At 33.0% G+C, this 16,397-nt stretch carries 14 protein-coding genes; 1 reads left to right on the top strand and 13 read right to left on the bottom strand.

Features of this window, described 5'->3' with window-relative positions; all coding sequences use genetic code 11:
• Nucleotides 1–22: 22 nt before the first annotated feature.
• The 10 genes from ES044_RS01175 to ES044_RS01130 all read right to left on the bottom strand — a co-directional run bounded on the left by ES044_RS01175 (nucleotide 23) and on the right by ES044_RS01130 (nucleotide 11,112).
• Nucleotides 23–361: a cytochrome C oxidase subunit IV family protein gene (locus tag ES044_RS01175; RefSeq protein WP_147117721.1), complete on the bottom strand. Its 339-nt coding sequence runs from the start codon at nucleotides 359–361 to the stop codon at nucleotides 23–25.
• Between the two features lie 90 nt (nucleotides 362–451).
• Entirely contained in the window at nucleotides 452–1,435 is a 984-nt protein-coding gene (locus ES044_RS01170; RefSeq protein ID WP_147117720.1) for a cytochrome c oxidase subunit 3, read from the bottom strand.
• Between the two features lie 48 nt (nucleotides 1,436–1,483).
• Entirely contained in the window at nucleotides 1,484–2,071 is a 588-nt protein-coding gene (locus tag ES044_RS01165) for a heme-copper oxidase subunit III (protein WP_189663152.1), read from the bottom strand.
• A 2-nt stretch (nucleotides 2,072–2,073) separates the two neighbouring features.
• A complete protein-coding gene (gene cyoE, locus ES044_RS01160) occupies nucleotides 2,074–2,976 on the bottom strand; it encodes a heme o synthase (RefSeq protein ID WP_147117719.1) in 903 nt (300 codons plus the stop codon).
• A gap of 225 nt (nucleotides 2,977–3,201) precedes the next feature.
• Complete coding sequence (locus ES044_RS01155) at nucleotides 3,202–3,765, bottom strand: hypothetical protein (RefSeq protein WP_147117718.1); 564 nt, start codon at nucleotides 3,763–3,765, stop codon at nucleotides 3,202–3,204.
• Nucleotides 3,765–4,322 (bottom strand): MOSC domain-containing protein, encoded by a 558-nt coding sequence (locus tag ES044_RS01150; protein WP_147117717.1) that lies wholly within the window; start codon nucleotides 4,320–4,322, stop codon nucleotides 3,765–3,767. Before ES044_RS01150 ends, ES044_RS01155 begins: the two co-directional genes overlap by 1 nt.
• A 4-nt stretch (nucleotides 4,323–4,326) precedes the next feature.
• Entirely contained in the window at nucleotides 4,327–5,097 is a 771-nt protein-coding gene (locus ES044_RS01145) for an enoyl-CoA hydratase/isomerase family protein (protein WP_147117716.1), read from the bottom strand.
• Nucleotides 5,098–5,224: 127 nt separating this feature from the next.
• Nucleotides 5,225–5,482, bottom strand: coding sequence for a SemiSWEET family sugar transporter (locus ES044_RS01140; RefSeq protein ID WP_223269089.1), 258 nt, complete (start codon nucleotides 5,480–5,482; stop codon nucleotides 5,225–5,227).
• A 1,497-nt stretch (nucleotides 5,483–6,979) separates the two neighbouring features.
• The gene (locus ES044_RS01135; protein WP_147117715.1) at nucleotides 6,980–10,330 is read right to left on the bottom strand and encodes a leucine--tRNA ligase; all 3,351 of its coding nucleotides are present in this window, start codon (nucleotides 10,328–10,330) and stop codon (nucleotides 6,980–6,982) included.
• A 185-nt stretch (nucleotides 10,331–10,515) separates the two neighbouring features.
• Nucleotides 10,516–11,112 carry a porin family protein gene (locus ES044_RS01130; protein ID WP_147117714.1) on the bottom strand — a complete coding sequence of 199 codons (597 nt, stop codon included), beginning with the start codon at nucleotides 11,110–11,112 and terminating at the stop codon, nucleotides 10,516–10,518.
• Between the two features lie 203 nt (nucleotides 11,113–11,315).
• Between ES044_RS01130 and ES044_RS01125 the strand changes: the two genes are divergently transcribed.
• Nucleotides 11,316–14,150, top strand: a complete 2,835-nt coding sequence (locus ES044_RS01125) for a M16 family metallopeptidase (protein WP_147117713.1) — start codon at nucleotides 11,316–11,318, stop codon at nucleotides 14,148–14,150.
• Between the two features lie 878 nt (nucleotides 14,151–15,028).
• Here the strand turns inward: ES044_RS01125 and ES044_RS01120 are convergent.
• The 3 genes from ES044_RS01120 to ES044_RS01110 form a co-directional block, all read right to left on the bottom strand.
• Nucleotides 15,029–15,271, bottom strand: coding sequence for a hypothetical protein (locus tag ES044_RS01120; RefSeq protein WP_147117712.1), 243 nt, complete (start codon nucleotides 15,269–15,271; stop codon nucleotides 15,029–15,031).
• A gap of 119 nt (nucleotides 15,272–15,390) precedes the next feature.
• Complete coding sequence (locus ES044_RS01115) at nucleotides 15,391–15,624, bottom strand: hypothetical protein (protein WP_147117711.1); 234 nt, start codon at nucleotides 15,622–15,624, stop codon at nucleotides 15,391–15,393.
• 350 nt (nucleotides 15,625–15,974) lie between these two features.
• Complete coding sequence (locus tag ES044_RS01110) at nucleotides 15,975–16,370, bottom strand: hypothetical protein (RefSeq protein ID WP_147117710.1); 396 nt, start codon at nucleotides 16,368–16,370, stop codon at nucleotides 15,975–15,977.
• Between the last annotated feature and the right edge of the window lie 27 nt (nucleotides 16,371–16,397).

Here is a 16,397-nt window from a genome sequence, read left to right as displayed (position 1 = left end):
AAAACCACCTTTTAATTTTTAATTACCATTTCACAAGTGGTGATAATGTTTCGAATAAATACCCACCCTCTATTAAGAGCAAGGCAACAAGATAGCTGATTAGAAAAACGGAAGTCCAAACTACAGCGCGTCTAAACCATTTCTTTTCTTCTTCCATGTGCATAAAAGCCCAAGTAATTCCGTATGCTTTTGCCAAAGTTAAAATAATAAAGATCCAGTTTAAAGGGCTTGTTCCTAAAAAATTGGTAAGATGTAATACATCTGGTTTTATAATACCGAAAGCTACTTCTACAATTGTTATTGCAGATAATATCCAAAATACATTCCAGATTCTTTTTGTATGAGATTGTGCGTGTGCCATTTTAAATGCTATTTTTAATTTTCTGGTTTCACAGAAAAACAGTTTTAACTGATTCCCAAAGGCTTGCACCTTTAGGCAATTTTATGATGATTAAACTAAGTAGAAGAAAGTGAATACGAATACCCAAACTAAATCTACAAAATGCCAATACAAACCTACCTTTTCTACCATTTCATAATGCCCCCTTTTTTCATAGGTTCCAATAAGAACATTAAAGAAAATAATAATATTAATTGCAATACCCGATACTACGTGAAATCCGTGAAAGCCCGTAATAAAGAAAAAGAAATTTGCGAATATGGTATTACCATATTCATTAGCTGTTAAATTAGCACCTTGAATAATTAAATCTCCTTTCGCTAATTCTTCTAAACCTTTTTCTCTAGAAAGTATAATTTTCTGTTTTATATCAAGATTCATGCGTTCACTTCTAATTTGAACAGATGGATCTGCTTTGTAAGAAGCTAAAACTTGCGCCATTGAATACTCGGGCACTTCTTCAGAATCGCTTTCAAACCACAAACCATTTTTTGTTGTATGTGTAACTCTAGCGTCCATTCTGTCTCCTACAATGAAATCTGAAAAAGCTATTTGCTCACCATCTTTCACAAATTGTAAAACTTTACCTTCGGATGTTTTTACTGCTCCGTAAGAACCATTGATAAAAGTGTTCCATTCCCAAGCTTGAGAACCCACAAAGATTAAACCACCAATAATAGTAGCAAACATGTACCAAGCCACTTTATTTCTCTTCATTTGATGACCAGCATCTACTGCCAAAACCATCGTTACCGAAGAAAAAATCAGTACAAACGTCATAAACGCCACATAATACATAGGATATACACCATGAATAAAAGGAACGTGCGTAAATACTTCATCTGCAATTGGCCATGAATCAATAAACTTAAATCGAGTTAAACCATAGGCAGCTAAAAAAGCTGAAAAGGTTAAAGCATCAGAAAGGATAAAAAACCACATCATCATTTTACCATAACTGGCCTTAAATGGTTTTACACCACCACCATTCCAGGTGTTTTTTCCGTCTGACGGTACAGCAATATTTGCTTCCATAAATAATTTTTAGTTAAATCTTAATTTTTCAAAATTAAACATTTTTCATCATCTAATAAAATAGAAAAAGAAAAATAGATAGATCCATAATAAATCTACAAAATGCCAGAATATCGCACCTAGTTCAAAACCAAGCATCTCGTCTGAATTATATTTGTATTTAAAATGATTATAAATTACAACTAGCAACACAATAATACCCGCAATCAAGTGAATAACGTGCATAAATGTAATGCCAATTATAAATGAGGTGGATACTGTGCTTTCTGGTCCTGTAAAAAATAACCCGACACTTTTTAGTTGATTAAAGCCAATATACTGTTGCCAAACAAAACCAATTCCTAAAAGGAAGGTAATGATTAATAACACTAAAGATACCTGTCTTTTATCTTTTTTTAAAAAGTGCTGCGACAAAATTAGCGTTATACTACTCGCAACTATTAAATAAGTGCTGATATGAAATGCCTGTGGCAGATCAAAAGCAACCCAATCGTCACGGTTCATACTAATTACATACGCACTTGTTAATCCTGCAAAAAACATGATCATACTGATCATAGAAATCCATAACATAGGTTTCGCAGCTTTCTTTTTGGCTACAATGTACTCTTGTTTTAAAGCTTGTTCTTCTATCATTTTTAATGTAAAAATTTATCTACTACATACACAACTTGCACTACGGTAATATACAAAACACTAGATAGCATTAGCTTTCTAGCATCTATGTTCTGTTCAGATTTATGCAATATTATTGCATAATATAACATTACAAGCCCTAATAAAGCAATAATAACTGCGGTTAAAGGATAAATATAGAACTCTCCAGAAACCATTAAAACAGGTGCTATTGACACTAGAATCATAATGATTGTATAAAAAATAATTTGCTTTACAGCTCCTTTATCTTTTGTATTCATCGGCAGCATATTAAATCCTGCCTTTTTATATTCTTCAAACTGTAACCAACCAATTGCCCAAAAATGGGGGAATTGCCAAAAAAACTGAATCATAAATAAAAAACCAGCCTCGATTCCGAAATTATCAGTTGCCGCTACCCAACCTAACATAAATGGAATTGCACCAGGAATTGCACCCACAAAAACAGTTAAAGGTGTAACCGCTTTTAAAGGGGTATATGCACAGGTATATAAAAATATAGAAATTGCACCAAATAATGCTGTTTTGGGATTGATACTATATAAAATAGACAACCCTAAAATCGTAAATAAGATGGCAACAAACATAGCAAAATTAACAGACATTCTACCTGTTGGTAATGGCCTGTTTTTTGTACGCTGCATCAATGCATCTGTATCTTTCTCTATAATTTGATTAAATGCATTCGATGCACCTACCATAAAAAAACCACCTAATGCTAATAAAATAAGTGTTGTAAAATTTACAACATCAATTGCTAATAAATAACCTGCAACCGAAGAAAAAACTACACTTAAAGACAACCCAACTTTGGTAAGCTGTTTTAAGTCTGATACAAGTGTACTCATTGATGTTTTGTTCTCTAAAATTACCGTTGAATTCATATCTCACTAATAATATGCAAAGATATTTGATAATTATCAATTTACCACATATTTCTGCCCTTTTGTTAGTTAAAAAACACAAAAAAACCCACTCACAGAATGAGTGGGAAAATTGCTATGAAAAAGAAAAAGTGTGATTTAATTAAAAACCACATGCAAAGGTAAATTATATATTATACAACGCTATCATTATTTTACTTTTTCTTTCATAATATATTTTAATATTTACAACCTCTTTTGAAGCAAAAAATTAGGAAGTAAACTATCTGTTGATATTAAAAGTTTATTGACTTTACTAAAAATATAAACGCTGTCAAAAACCTGCTCCTTACTGCTTATAATTGTCTTGTTTAAAAAAAGCGAATCTTTACGATAAAAATACGTTCCTTTTTGAACACAACTATAATTTGAAAAAGTAGTTTTAAACTCGAAAGTAGCGTCTCCAAATAGTTTAATTTCAACATCATTTGTATTCTTCTTTTGACTTTTAAAAGTTTGAAATTCGTTTTTAAAAAAATTTTTATCATGAAATTTTAATCCTAAAAATAATGCCGTAAAAAAAACACCTGCAATTATTAACGGTTTAAAATTAAACATCTCTTTTCCAAAAGAAATGGTATACAAATCATTAAACACATTTGTTATAAAAACGATTACAAATACAATTGTAAGTACCCCTACCACCAATAAATCTTCGTCCCCAAAACAATAATCATCAAAATGAAATAATTTATAAATAGGAAGTAATGCCAAAAAAATTAGTAAAAAATATCTTTTGATAGACTTCATTATATCCCTTTTTCTTTTTTCTTTTTGATTAATAAATCTGCAATTGTTACATTATTAGTACCACTTTTTATTTGATAAAACTCATCGCCTGCTTGTACAAAGCCTGTTTGCAATACTTTAAAGTAAACTCCGCATTTGGTAGTGTTCCATACTTGTTTTACAATTTTCATATCCTCAAAACGAATCCCTAACTTATGACAAGGATCTCTTTGCAAAGTTGCCTCTAAAATAGCTTCACCTACTTTAAAAGTATCCCCAACACAAATTTTTTCTTCATCTAACGTATCCATCGTTAAATTTTCTCCAAACATTCCAAAAGACCATTCTAAATTAGGGTACAAAGGTTTCCAATATTCATAATGCTTTAAGGAATAGCCATAGACGGCTTGCTCAATTCCGCCATGATATTTTCTGTCAGAAATTTCATCGCCTTTCACCTCTTCTCGATCTAAAAAAACAGCTGTATCAACCGTATATTTAAAGATACCTGTAACCACTTTTTTACCGCCGCTAATAACCTCTTTTCTTTCCCCAATATTTGTAGAGACAATTTTCATTTTTTTATTTTTTAGCAAATTTAGACAATGCCTTTTTAGTAGATTCAGATACTACTAATTCTCCTGAAATCTTTGCCCTTTTAACTAATAATGTATCCCAATGATTGGTGTTTTCCCATAATACCTTTTTCATTTCTGACAGTGCTTGTGGGTTATAAGACGATAACTTTTCTACCAAAATCTCTACCTCTTTATCGAGTTCTTTTATGTTTTCAAGAACTTTGGCATACAAACCTTTTTCTTTTGCCCAATAGGCGTTTTTCCAGCTAGTAGCGTCTATTGTTAACTCAGATAAAGCGGCTAAACCTATTTTACGTCTTACGGCTGGTTCAATCACAAAGGGACCAATACCAATTGTAAATTCTGATAATTTTATGGCAGCATTTTCAGTCGCCAATACATAATCGCAAGCAGCAGCTAAACCAACACCGCCACCAACAGTTTTTCCTTGAATACGCCCTATTATAATCTTATCACAAGCTCTCATGGCGTTGATCACATTTGCAAAACCAGCAAAAAATTGTTTGCCTTCCTCCAAATTTGAAACCGCCACTAACTCATCAAAAGAAGCACCAGCACAAAAAGCTTTTTCTCCTTCCGATTTTAGAATAATTACAGAAACTAAATCATTTTTTGAAATTGAATTCAATTCTTTTGTGAGTCTTGTTAACAATTCACTCGGAAAAGAATTACTTGCAGGATGTCCAAACTCTAGGGTTGCAATATTATTTTGAATGTTGGTATATAAACTTCCGTTTTGTCTTGTAGTTGTCATAAAATTCGGGTTTTATCAAAAATAGGTCTTATTATCAGAATGCCAATAAAAATAAGTAAGATTTAGAGAATGAAAAAAGTCATTACTTATCAGGTAATGACTTCTTTGATGTATCAAATTTGATTTCTTATTTATACTTTAACTTCATCAGCACTAAATAAAAGGATAAAACTGCTGTGATTGAATTTGCCAATATCATTGCTAAACTTTTTAAATGTATCCCATAAATTAGCCATAATACAATGCCTATAAAAAAAGTGATATACATGGTTAACGAAAGCCCTGAAGTGTCTTTTGTTTTGTGTGTTTTAAAAACTTGTGGTAAGAAAGATGCTGTTGTTATAAACGCAGCAACCAAACCAATAACTTCATAAAAATCAATCACTTTTTTTTACTTTTTTTTGATGAGTTGGTTTGTCTTTTGCTTTTCAGAGATCCCATATTACAGAATCAGGTTAAATATACATAAAAAGAATATTCATAAGTCTCAAAAGTTCTCGATACAATTCCGCAAAAAGGCGGAATCACTCGAACTGACAGACTCCTAAAACTCTTCTCCACAAACACTAATACATAACGTACACTAATTGTGCTAACTAACAATATTTACTATTTTTTAATGAGTCTATTTGTCTTTTATTTTTCATGGACTCCTGCATTCTTGCAACATTCTCAACTCAAGCCAGAGGAATTAAGAAAAGTTCTCGATACAATTCCGCAAAAAAGCGGAATCACTCGAACTGACAGACCCCTAAAACTCTTCTCCACAAAAAAGCTAACACTAAATGAGTACTGCATCTGTTCACTAACGATGTTTACTATTCATTCATGAGTCTATTTATCTTTTATTTTTCATGGACTCCTGCATTCTTGCAACATTCTCAACCCAAGTCAGAGGAATGAAAAATAGCTTCAAAAGTTCTCGATACAATTCCGCAAAAAAGCGGAATCACTCGAACTGACAGACTTCTAAAACTCCTCTCCACAAACAAGCTACTACTAAATGAATACTACTTGTGCTAACTAACGATGTTTACTATTTTTAATGAGTCTATTTATCTTTTATTTTTCATGAACTCCTGCATTCTTGCAACATTCTCAACTCAAGCCAGAGGAATTAAGAAAAGTTCTCGATACAATTCCGCAAAAAAGCGGAATCACTCGAACTGACAGACTCCTAAAAATATTTCTCCACAAACAAGCTAACACTAAATGAGTACTGCCTCTGTTCACTAACGATGTTTACTATTCATTCATGAGTCTATTTATCTTTTATTTTTCATGAACTCCTGCATTCTTGCAACATTCTCAACCCAAGTCAGAGGAATGAAAAATAGCTTCAAAAGTTCTCGATACAATTCCGCAAAAAAGCGGAATCACTCGAACTGACAGACTCCTAAAACTCCTCTCCACAAACAAGCTACTACTAAATGAATACTACTTGTGCTAACTAACGATGTTTACTATTTTTAATGAGTCTATTTGTCTTTTATTTTTCATGGACTCCTGCATTCTTGCAACATTCTCAACTCAAGCCAGAGGAATGAAAAATAGCTTCAAAAGTTCTCGATACAATTCCGCAAAAAAGCGGAATCACTCGAACTGACAGACTGCTAAAACTCTTCTCCACAAAAAAGCTAACACTAAATGAGTACTGCCTCTGTTAACTAACGATGTTTACTATTCATTCATGAATCTATTTATCTTTTATTTTTCATGAACTCCTGCATTCTTGCAACATTCTCAACCCAAGTCAGAGGAATGTAAAATAGCTTCAAAAGTTCTCGATACAATTCCGCAAAAAAGCGGAATCACTCGAACTGACAGACTCCTAAAACTATTTCTCCACAAACAAACTACTACTAAAAGCACACTGCCTGTGCTAACTCACTATGTTTACAATTTTACCAGGAACAATGATTACTTTTTTAGGAGCATTCCCTTCTAATTGAGCAATTGTTCTTTCGTTTTCTAATACTGCTTTTTCTATTTCATCTTTTGATAAATCTAGCGAAAGATCTAACGTGAATCTCATTTTACCATTAAAAGAAATCGGATAATTTTTTGAGCTTTCAATTAAATGCTTTGCATCAAAAACAGGAAAATCTACCGTTGAAATACTTTCTATATGCCCTAATTTGCTATATAATTCTTCAGTAATATGAGGTGCATAAGGCGATAATAAAACCAATAAAGGTTCTAATATTTCACGTTTCTTACATTTTAGAGCTGTTAAATCGTTTACAGCAATCATAAACGTAGAGACAGACGTATTAAAAGAGAAATTCTCAATATCTTCTTGTACTTTTTTAATTGTTTTATGTAAAACCTTCAACTCCTCTTTTGTAGCTTTATCATCAGAAACCTCAAAAGTCTCTTCGTTGAAATACAACTTCCATAATTTCTTTAAGAATGATGAAACTCCAGAAATACCTGAAGTTTTCCAAGGTTTTGTTTGCTCTAAAGGCCCTAAAAACATTTCGAACAGTCTTAATGCATCGGCACCATATTCTGCAACAATATCATCAGGGTTTACAACATTGTATTTAGACTTCGACATTTTCTCTACCTCACGACTAACTTCGTACTTTCCGTCTTCTAAAATAAATTCAGCATTTATAAAGTCAGCATTTAAAGCATGATTTTTAAAAGCATCTACATCCAGTTCATCCGAAGAGTTTACCAAAGAAACATCTGCATGAATTGCAGTTTTTGTGATCATCACTAAATCTGCAAAATTAGGATCTAATAACTTGTTGTCTAATAAATACTCTTTAACAACAGTTTCAAATTCATCATCTGAATTAAATACGTTTTTCGAAACAAAAACTGTTGGTATCTTTTCTATCACATCATCATTCGATTTATCGATAGCACAGCCATTTTTCACGAAAGCAGTTGCTTTATATACAAAAGCAGAAGTTCCTAAAATCATTCCTTGATTGATTAATTTTTTTGCAAATTCATCTACAGGAACAATTCCTTTATCAAACAAGAATTTTTGCCAAAAACGTGCATATAATAAATGACCTGTTGCATGCTCTGAACCACCGATATATAAATCTACATCTTGCCAATACTCCATAGACTCTTTGCTTGCAAATTCTTCTGAATTAGTAGCATCCATATATCTGTTAAAATACCAAGAACTACCCGCCCAACCTGGCATTGTGTTTAATTCTAGAGGGAAAACTGTTTTATTTTTCAATTTCTCAATAGAGACAACTTTCTTTCCGCGAGAATCCCAAGCCCATTCTGTTGCGTTTCCTAAAGGTGGTTTTCCGTCTTCGGTTGGCAAGTAGTTGCGAACTTCTGGCAATACAATTGGCAAATGTTTTTCATCAATCATTTGAGGCATTCCGTCTTTATAATAGACAGGAAAAGGTTCTCCCCAATAGCGTTGTCTGCTAAAAACAGCATCACGCAATCTGTAATTTATTTTTCCGTAGCCAAATCCTCTTTTTTCAAGTTCGAAAATCGATAATTTTAAGGCTTTCTTATATTTTAATCCTGATAAAAAATCTGAATTTGCAATTTTTGTTCCGTCTTTTCCTGAATGTGCTTCTTCTGAAATGTCTACGTTTTCAAAAATATTAGGAATCGGAATTCCGAACTTCTTAGCGAAATCAAAATCACGTTGATCACCACAAGGAACTGCCATGACAGCGCCGGTTCCATAACCCGCTAACACATAATCTCCAATCCAAATTTGAACTTTATCACCAGAAAAAGGATGAATTGCGAATGCCCCTGTAAAGGCTCCAGAAATGGTTTTTACATCTGCCATTCTATCGCGTTCAGAACGTTTTGATGTAGCTTTAATATAATTTTCAACTTCAGCTTTTTGAGCATCCGTAGTTATTTTAGCAACCAATTCGTGCTCTGGAGCCAATGTCATGAACGAAACTCCGAAAATTGTGTCTGGACGCGTTGTAAATACTCCAATTTTGTATTGATTTTCTTTTTTAGCAACCACTGCTAATTCCGTTTTTTCAACTGGTTTTGAAAATTGAATTGCTGCATTAATTTTAGAAACAACTCCTAAAACATTTTTAAGTATTTCTTGGTCGGTAAAACGAACGATATTGAAACCTTCTTTTGTAAAATAAGCGGTTCTTGCAGCTTCCTCTTCTTTGCCAGAAAACTCAACAATTATATTTTTTGCTAAACACACATAATCTACCAAAAATGTACCGATAGTATATTTTTTTCTAAATTTTGATGCCCCTTTTTTATTTTTTAATTCATACCAAAGGGTTGTTTCTGCTTTCGATAAATTTTGCCTTAATTCTTTTAAAGCTTCTAATTCTTTGTACGATAATTTTACTTCAGAAGTCGTTTTTTCATCACCAGTGGCAACATCAAAAGAAACCATTGCGCCTTGTGAACGCCCAATCCAATTTGTTTGAGAATCTTTTAGAGGTTGTGGCCAGTCAATTTTTTCTAACCCGTCTAACAAACGCTGCGCGTAGGCAGAAATTCGCATTGACCATTGCGTCATTTTTTTTCTGATCACAGGGTGACTTCCACGTTCTGAAACGCCGTTTACAATTTCATCATTTGCTAAAACAGTGCCTAAAGCAGGACACCAATTTACTTCTGTATCCGATAGAAATGTTAATCTATAATTTAATAAAATTTCTTCTTGCTTGGTTTTTGTGAACGCTTTCCATTCATCCGAAGAAAAAGAAACAATATCTTCATCACAAGCTGCATTTACAGTTGTGTTTCCTTCTTTCTTAAAGATTTTTTCTAAACCAGCAATATCTTCTGCTTTATCCGTGTCTTTATTATACCAAGAATTAAATAATTGGATAAAAATCCACTGTGTCCATTTATAATATTCCGGACTTGACGTACGTACTTCTCTGCTCCAATCAAAAGAAAAACCAATTTGATCTAGCTGTCTTCTATATGTTTTTATATTCTCTTCGGTAGTTTTTGCGGGATGTTGCCCTGTTTGAATTGCATATTGTTCTGCTGGCAAACCAAAAGAATCATACCCTTGTGGATGCAATACATTAAAGCCTTTATGACGCTTGTAACGTGCATAAATATCAGATGCAATGTACCCTAAAGGATGCCCAACGTGCAAGCCCGCACCACTCGGATAAGGGAACATATCTAACACGTAATATTTAGGTTTTTCAGAATGATTCTCGGCTTTAAAAGTTTGGTTTTCAGCCCAAAATTTTTGCCAATTCTTTTCTATTTCTTGATGGTTATACTGCATTTTTTCTGCTTTTGAGGGTGCAAATTTACGTTTATTCTTTAAAAGAATAAACGTAAAGATGAACTTGCTTGCACAAGAGTGTTTGTTAGGTTACAAAACACCCATAAAGAAGAACAACTATTTTTAAACCAAAAAGCCTCTTCATATACATAAAGAGGCTTTTTTTTATTGCTTGTATTTTTTTTTTAGAATTGATACCCTAAAGTCATTTGAAAAACACCGTTTTTAATATCTGGGTTTTCAGTAACCGCAATTAAACCTAAATTATATCTTGTTTGAAAAAAAACACCACTTTTAAACTGATACCCTAAACCTAGGTTTAACCCTAAATCAAAATTTTCTGCAGCTGTATTTATGCTGCTTCCACTATTTTGATTTACTGGAACTAATTCATCTTTGAGTAAAAAAGAAAATTGTGGCCCCGCTTCTACTGTAAATCCTTTAGCAACATAATATTTTACCATAATAGGAAGTGAAACATAATTTAAATCGTACATAAAATTGTCTCTTAATTGCGCACCTTGAGCCGAATACAATAATTCTGGTTGAACAGAAAACTTTTCAGTAAACAGAATTTCTGCTGCAACTCCTATTACAAAACCTGTTCTAGAATCAATGTTATTTGCATTACTTCCGTTTACGGAAGCTATATTCATTCCTAATTTAATACCTAATTTAACATCTTTTGCCTTTTCTGTTTCTGCAAAAGCAGTGTCCTGTGCGTTTACCGTTCCTGCAAAAGCAATTACAACGCAAGCAACCCATAATTTTTTAACCATCATTTATTTAGTTTTTATGTATGCCAGTAAGACAACTGTTGTGCCAATTTGTTACAAGATTCATTAAAATTCAACCTGCTAAAACTAACAAACTGAAAAACTGCATAATACCTACAAATAAATATTCTTATTTTTTTAAATTTAACAAAATAAAATGCAATTATTATTTTCATTTCAGTAAATTTCGTGCTCAAAAACCAAATAAAATGAAAAAAATAGTGCTTGTTTTTTTAGCAGTTGCAACTTTTCTTGGATGCCAAAATTCATCCGAAGAAAAAGTCCCAGAATTAAGTATTAATTACAAAAAAATTGAACTCGATAATGGTTTAGACGTAGTTTTTCATGTCGATAAATCTGACCCAGTTGTTGCTGTAGAATTAATGGTTCATGTGGGTTCTGCAAGAGAAATTGAAGGCAGAACTGGTTTTGCGCACTTATTTGAGCACTTATTATTTTTAGAATCAGAAAATTTAGGGAAAGGTGGTTTGGATAAAATGAGTGCCAAAATTGGTGGTTCTGGCGCTAATGGTTCTACGTCTAGAGATAGAACAAATTACCTACAAACCATACCAAAAGATGGTTTAGAAAAGATGATTTGGGCAGAAGCAGATAAGTTGGGTTGGTTTATAAACACGGTTACAGATCCTGTTTTAGCAAAAGAAAAGCAAGTTGTTAAAAACGAGAAAAGACAAAGTGTCGATAACAGGCCTTATGGACATAATCAATATGTGATTGACAAAAATCTATATCCAAAAGACCACCCGTATAATTGGCAAGTCATTGGTTCTTTAGAAGATTTACAAAATGCAACTTTAGAAGATGTAAAAACATTTTTTAAAAAATGGTATGTGCCAAATAATTCGACTTTAGTATTGTCTGGTGATATTGATATTGAACAAGCAACAAAATGGGTGCATCAATATTTTGATGAAATCCCTAAAGGGGATGAAATTCCGGCTCAAGAAAAAAGAGCAGGCATGGTTGCTGAAACAAAATCTTTCTATTACGAAGATAATTTTGCAAGAGTTCCGCAATTAACGATGGCTTGGCCAGCGGTTGCTTCTTATCACCCAGATTCTTATGCTTTAGAAGTTTTAACAGCATATTTATCTAGCGGAAAATCTGCTCCATTAAATAAGGTTTTAGTAGATGATTTAAAGTTAACTTCTTTTACAGGTATGTATAATTATAATTCTGAATTGGCAGGACAAACGCAACTTTCTATAAGAGCTTTTGATGGTATACCTTTAGATACCATTAAAGCAGGAATTGAACTAGCCTTTGCGAAATTTGAAGCAGAAGGTATTTCTGAAAAAGATTTAAACAGAATAAAAGCAGGACAAGAAACGAGCTTTTACAGAGGTTTATCCAGCGTTTTAGGCAAAGGAACTGGTTTAGCTTCTTATAATACGTATACTGGGAATCCTGGTTTTGTAACTGAAGATTTAAAAAATACCATTGCGGTAACCACAGAAGATGTGATGCGTGTTTATAAAAAATACATTCAGAATAAAAATTATATTGCTACTAGTTTTGTACCTAAAAACGCTGCGAATTTAGCCTTAACAGGTGCTGTTTTAGCGGATGTTGTTGAAGAAAAAATTGTGACTGGCGCAGAAGAAAAATTTGACCCAAAAATTGCTGCAACCTATGAAAAAACTCCTTCTTCTTTTGATCGAAGTATAGAACCTCCTTATGGAGAAACTCCTTCATTAGCGGTTCCTGAAGTTTATAAAGATGAACTTGCAAATGGTTTAAAAATATTGGGAATTGAAAATGATGAAGTTCCTCTAGTACTCTTTAATTTAACGATAGATGGCGGACAATTATTAGAATCTATGGATAAATTAGGCCTTGCTAACTTAACGGCAGATTTATTAAACAAAGGCACACAAAACAAAACGGCACAAGAATTAGAAGAAGCCATTCAAGAATTAGGGGCTTCTATTGATGTGTATTCTGATGCTGAAAACATTAGTTTAAGAGGCACTACTCTAGCCAAGAACTATGAAGAAACGTTGGCTTTAGCGCAAGAAATATTGTTAGAACCAAGGTTTGATGAAGCTGAATTTACTTTACTTAAAAAAGCAACAATTGCCCGTTTAAATCAGCAAAAAGCAAATCCGAATTCAGTAGCAAGAAATGCCTATAATGAATTGATTTTTGGAAAAGACAATATCCGCTCTAAAAATATTTTAGGAACTGTTTCTTCTGTAGAAGCAATTTCTATAGAAGACGTAAAAGCATATTATAACAAAAATATTTCGCCATCTGTAGCGAATATGTTAGTGATTGGCGATATTTCAGAAAAAAAAGTGGTTGCTTCTTTACGTAGTTTAAACGAAAATTGGGCAGCAAAAGAAGTTACGATTCCTGCCTATAAAGCGCCGGCAACACCAACAAAACCAGCGGTGTATTTTTATGATATTCCGAATGCAAAACAATCTGTTTTACAGTTTGGGGCGCCAGCTTTGGCTGAAACTGATGCAGATTATTACCCTGCAACGGTCATGAATTATATTCTTGGAGGTGGCGGATTTGCTTCTCGTTTAACACAAGAATTACGCGAAGGAAAAGGGTATACCTACGGAATCGGTTCTGGCTTTTCTGGTACAAAAGCAAAAGGAGCCTTTACCATTTCTAGTGGTGTTCGTTCTAATGTAACATTAGAATCTGCTCAATTAGTCAAGAAAATTTTAGAAGATTACCCGAATACTTTTTCTGATAAAGATTTAGAAACTACCAAAAGTTTTTTAATTAAAAGTAATGCCAGAGCTTTTGAAACTGCAGGTGCAAAGTTAAGAATGTTATCTAACATGAGTACTTATGGATGGGAGTCTGATTACGTAAAAGACAGAGAAAACACCGTAAATACAATGACAAAAGAGCGCATTACAGAATTAGCGAACACATACATAAGCCCTGATAAAATGATTTGGCTGGTTGTAGGTGATGCAGAAACCCAACTAGAAAGAATGAAAGAATTGGGGTATGGAGAACCAATTTTATTAAATGAAAGACAGAAAGAAATTAAGAATTAAGCTACTTTTATGCTGAAAAGTAACCAAGATCTTTTAGTGCTCAACTTTGCGTAAACGAATATAAGTTCGTTATTTTAAAAATTAAAGATCCTAATTTCAAAATTTGAAATTAGGATCTTTTTTTACGCCATTAAACGGGTAAGTTTTATACAGCCACCTTAAAGTTCGAAATAGTTCTTTAAATGAGAGGAGGTCATTGATTTTTAATATTGTTTTTGATGGCTTTTGGCTTTTGATGCGTTCCTACTAGCTTGTTCTCTGTTCCTACTGGCTTCTGTTGCGCTCCTACTGGTTTGTTTTCTGTTCCTACTGGCTTGTTCTCTATTCCTACCGGCTTCTGTCGCGTTCCTACTGGCTTATTTTCTATTCCTACCGGCTTCTGTTACGCTCCTACTGGGTTGTTCTCTGTTCCTACCGGCTTCTGTTACGCTCCTACTGGGTTGTTCTCTGTTCCTACTGACTTCTGTTACGCTCCACTGGGTTGTTCTCTGTTCCTACTGACTTCTGATGCATTCCTACTAGCTTGTTTTCTATTCCTACTGGTTTGTAATGCGTTCCTGCTGGCTTTTGATGCGTTCCATTTAGTTTCCGATACTATTTTCTTATACAAAATAAAGAGTCTAAATTATTTACCAACATCTCATACACCGATGTCGTCCCCACTAAAAAAATCATCAGTAAATTTTATGCGAGCAAATTATGCAGAATTAAGTTTTTTAGAACTTTATAGGTCTGTTGCATCTGCGGTTGGTTTCGGATACAAAAACTCGTAAAATTTAGAGATGTGCTATATGAGCAGAAATATTTTAAGCGAATACAATCTTTGGAATACTGTCGCTCTGCCCTATCCTTTATTTTTGGGTATTCATTATTTTAAATTAGTATTGGTCGATAAAAGAAATTTCACCATCAATATGATCTTTAACATATATTGGGTGGTTTCGAATTTTTCCTGCGTAGGCTGATGCGTCAGTTTTAACAGTCATTATTTGATGAATATCAAGTATTAACTCTATTGATAAATCTTTATCTAATCTATTTTCAATTTCTTTAATAGCCCTGAAGTTATTAATAATCATCTGTTCAGATTCCGTTCTTGGTTTTCTTCCAGATTTTATCATATCTCTAGCAACGTAAATTGTTGTTGTTGCGCCCTCTATTTGAGAAGAAGCTATAGCTTCTTCTCAAATAGAGAATTTTTGAAATATTCTTGCTGCTCTTGAGGTGTTATTAAATTTTTTTATAAACCTCCAATTAGTTTTAAATCAAAGTTATGTAAATCTTCTTGTATGAATGAAGTTAAATTATAAGAGAAATTATGATTTCCAAAACCCAACCTTTTCGCAGCGAGAAATCTATGTGCTTTAATTGTTTTCCAGGCTTTTTCTGGATTCTCAAATTGCAAGTTAGGACGATGCTTTATTTCTGACCAATAGAAGTATCTCTTATCTGTTTCTTGAAAGAAAGAAACCATTTCCTCTTTTTTTAAACACGCTATATATTTGTTGAAATCTAGCTTTTAAATTCTTGGTGGTTTCTCTATCTTCATGTTACAACGTGTTATATAATGACTTAAATATAACACATTGTGACACGTAAATCAAACTTTTTTAAGTGATTTAAGAGTTCATGGGTTGAATTATTTAGCCTATGTTTAGGATGTAGTAGGCGCTTAGTACTATTTTAGAATGTGTTTATACATGGTTAGTTGCGACGGTTAATCACTAAAGATAATAAATAACTACAGAATAAAAAGTGCGCGAGGACTTTCCAAAGTAAGCGATTACCAAGCAATTAATTATGTACGGTGTTGGCAGTAGTTTTTTAGTCTGTTGATTGGATAATTGTTATTCCGTCAAAATAGTTTCCTGCTTGAAGTCCAACTGTAAGTATTCTTTCAGAACCAGTGGTGTTTTCGTATAATTTGATAGATATTTCTTTTCCGTTTTTTCTTTCCAAAGTAAATGCTGATTCGGTAATCGTAAAATTATTAGTGGTGGTATCGACATTGCTTAAATCGAAGTTTTGACCGTCTTTGAAAAATATTCCTGAAATCCACCACCAATCTCCTTCCGTCGTAATAATTGCCGAGTTTTCAAGTGAATCAAACCGCAATTCTTTTTGTGATAGTTTTATATTGTCGTTCCAATCTCCGTCCTTATTATCCGAACAAGACATATTGAATATTACTATTAGAATTAAAATGATGTTCTTTTTCATTGTTGCTAATTTAAGTTATATTTTGTA

The organism is Polaribacter sp. IC066 (genome assembly GCF_007997085.1).
Classification (GTDB): domain Bacteria; phylum Bacteroidota; class Bacteroidia; order Flavobacteriales; family Flavobacteriaceae; genus Polaribacter.
The sequence above is the reverse complement of the archived record's forward strand: the minus strand, read 5'-3'. Positions and strand labels throughout refer to the sequence as shown.

Excerpts from the sequence above, each read along its gene's own strand:
- ES044_RS01175 (WP_147117721.1), bottom strand. The coding sequence starts at position 361 with ATGGCACACGCACAATCTCATACAAAAAGAATCTGGAATGTATTTTGG.
- ES044_RS01170 (WP_147117720.1), bottom strand. The coding sequence starts at position 1,435 with ATGGAAGCAAATATTGCTGTACCGTCAGACGGAAAAAACACCTGGAAT.
- ES044_RS01165 (WP_189663152.1), bottom strand. The coding sequence starts at position 2,071 with ATGATAGAAGAACAAGCTTTAAAACAAGAGTACATTGTAGCCAAAAAG.
- cyoE (WP_147117719.1), bottom strand. The coding sequence starts at position 2,976 with ATGAATTCAACGGTAATTTTAGAGAACAAAACATCAATGAGTACACTT.
- ES044_RS01155 (WP_147117718.1), bottom strand. The coding sequence starts at position 3,765 with ATGAAGTCTATCAAAAGATATTTTTTACTAATTTTTTTGGCATTACTT.
- ES044_RS01150 (WP_147117717.1), bottom strand. The coding sequence starts at position 4,322 with ATGAAAATTGTCTCTACAAATATTGGGGAAAGAAAAGAGGTTATTAGC.
- ES044_RS01145 (WP_147117716.1), bottom strand. The coding sequence starts at position 5,097 with ATGACAACTACAAGACAAAACGGAAGTTTATATACCAACATTCAAAAT.
- ES044_RS01135 (WP_147117715.1), bottom strand. The coding sequence starts at position 10,330 with ATGCAGTATAACCATCAAGAAATAGAAAAGAATTGGCAAAAATTTTGG.
- ES044_RS01130 (WP_147117714.1), bottom strand. The coding sequence starts at position 11,112 with ATGATGGTTAAAAAATTATGGGTTGCTTGCGTTGTAATTGCTTTTGCA.
- ES044_RS01125 (WP_147117713.1), top strand. The coding sequence starts at position 11,316 with ATGAAAAAAATAGTGCTTGTTTTTTTAGCAGTTGCAACTTTTCTTGGA.
- ES044_RS01120 (WP_147117712.1), bottom strand. The coding sequence starts at position 15,271 with ATGATAAAATCTGGAAGAAAACCAAGAACGGAATCTGAACAGATGATT.
- ES044_RS01115 (WP_147117711.1), bottom strand. The coding sequence starts at position 15,624 with ATGGTTTCTTTCTTTCAAGAAACAGATAAGAGATACTTCTATTGGTCA.
- ES044_RS01110 (WP_147117710.1), bottom strand. The coding sequence starts at position 16,370 with ATGAAAAAGAACATCATTTTAATTCTAATAGTAATATTCAATATGTCT.